At 45.1% G+C, this 1,971-nt stretch carries 2 protein-coding genes; both read left to right on the top strand.

The window, feature by feature from the left end; translation table 11 throughout:
• The first annotated feature begins 30 nt into the window (after positions 1-30).
• Positions 31-1,401 carry an ATP-binding protein gene (locus AAB400_01730; protein MEK7648617.1) on the top strand — a complete coding sequence of 457 codons (1,371 nt, stop codon included), beginning with the start codon at positions 31-33 and terminating at the stop codon, positions 1,399-1,401.
• A 28-nt stretch (positions 1,402-1,429) separates the two neighbouring features.
• Positions 1,430-1,882 (top strand): type II secretion system protein, encoded by a 453-nt coding sequence (locus AAB400_01725; protein ID MEK7648616.1) that lies wholly within the window; start codon positions 1,430-1,432, stop codon positions 1,880-1,882.
• Positions 1,883-1,971 lie beyond the last annotated feature (89 nt).

Here is a 1,971-nt window from a genome sequence, read left to right as displayed (position 1 = left end):
GTATAGTGGTAGTACGCGTGGCTGGGGGTCATGCAGTCGCGGTTCGATTCCGCGCAGCCCGAAAATGAGGCAGAAAAAATACTAAAAATAGTGTATACTAGAGGAATGTTTCGCTTCTCTCTCCTATCTTCACCTCTAGGACTCTTTCTCACTGGCATAGGCATTTCTCTTGCAGGAATGCTTCTGTTTGTCGTTGTGCTCCAATTTTCTAATGCAGGTGGATTGGCATATCTTCTTCTCGTTCTTCTTATCGTGATTGTCATTCTGACCATTCTTCTTCTTTCCATTCATATTGCAACAATCAATTCTGCCGAGCAATCAATCCAAGAGCAATCGAGTGAGTTGTCGAGTATTATTTCTTCCATCGGTGAAGGCTTGTTGGTGATCGATACCAATAAAACAATTACCATGATGAACCCCGTAGCACTGAACCTTGGGGGTTTTGCTGCCATACCGCATCATGCTCCACTCGAAACAACGTTCGCGTTTTTTCAAAACAATACTCCCCTTGCGGTTGGGTCATGGCCAATCCTTGAAGCGCTTCGTGCAAAAAAAACAGTGAAAACAGCGCTTGGTGACGATATCACCATGAAGGGATCCCACCAACTATTTCCTGTGGTAGGCAGCGCATCACCCCTTATGAGTTCTGATGGTGAGCTCTTTGGCGCTGTATTTGTATTCCGCGATGCAACTGGTGAAAAGCGCATTGATGAAAATAAAACAGAATTCGTGTCACTTGCATCCCATCAGCTCAAAACGCCATTAACGATTATCAACTGGTACTGCGAGCTTCTGCTTTCGAAAAAAAACGTTTCTCTTCACAAAGAGCTTCGCGATTATATCAAACACATAGCAACGGGCGGCAGACGCATGGTTTCTCTTGTGAATGAACTTTTGATAGTAACGCAAATTGAAGAAGGGCGCATGCATCCCCGACTCACCCCAGCCGACCTTTCAAGCGCCGTTTGCTCGGTCCTTGACGAGTGTGATCCGCTTATCAAGCAGCGTCACGGTACTATTCTTTTTACCAAGCCTGCTAAACCACTGCGCGTCTCGCTCGACCATGTGCTGTTTTCCCAGGCGCTATTGAATATTATTATCAATGCTGTTGAATATGCAAAAGGTGGCGCATGTCACATTGAAATCAGCGCGCACTGCCCCTCAAAAGGAATGTGTGTATTAACCATCCGCGATGAAGGGATTGGTATTCCGAATGAAGACAAAGAACACGTGTTTGAAAAATTCTATCGCGCAAAAAACGCAATCGATGCTAAAACAGAAGGCAGCGGACTGGGACTCTACATTGCAAAACGGTTTCTTGAACTCATGAAAAGTGACCTTACGTTTGAATCGGAAGAACGGCAAGGCACGACGTTTACCATCCGGCTGCCTATCGCATAAATCGCATAATTGTGCTATACTCTTCTATATGGTTACGAGAAAACATAGGCATAATGGATTTACATTATTAGAGATCCTGCTTGTGGTTGCGGCTATCTCTATTCTTGCGGGAATTGTGATTGTTGCAATCAATCCTGCAAAACAACTAGCCGATACGCGCAATGCACAGCGGCGCTCGGATGTATCTGCCCTCCTGAATGCCGTCTATCAATATACCATTGACAATTCCGGTACTCTGCCTGCAACCATCTCGACAGCTTCAACGGAAATATGTAAAATAGGAGCAGCCAACTGCACCGGTCTTATTGACTTTGCTGTCCTGACTGCGAATCAGAAATACCTCACCGCACTGCCGAAGGATCCCAATGGAACCTGCAATGCAAACGGGATTTGTTATAAGATTATGAAGTCAGACGATGGGCGCATTACCGTTTCTGCGCCAAATGCCGAACAAGGAGCAACAATCAGCGCGACAAAATAATTATTCATTTTTTTTACAGAGGTGCATATGTACGAGAAAAACAAAAAAGGGTTCACTCTTCTTGAAATCCTTCTGGTGGTTGCGGCAAT

It is taken from the genome of Patescibacteria group bacterium (assembly GCA_038065255.1).
Classification (GTDB): domain Bacteria; phylum Patescibacteriota; class Patescibacteriia; order JACQRZ01; family JACQRZ01; genus JBBTRI01.
Note: the sequence above shows the minus strand (reverse complement) of the source record. Positions and strands in the feature narration are given on the sequence as shown.

What these genes read in the sequence shown, in the direction of transcription:
- AAB400_01725 (MEK7648616.1), top strand. Translation starts at nt 1,430, where the DNA reads ATGGTTACGAGAAAACATAGGCATAATGGATTTACATTATTAGAGATC.
- AAB400_01730 (MEK7648617.1), top strand. Translation starts at nt 31, where the DNA reads ATGCAGTCGCGGTTCGATTCCGCGCAGCCCGAAAATGAGGCAGAAAAA.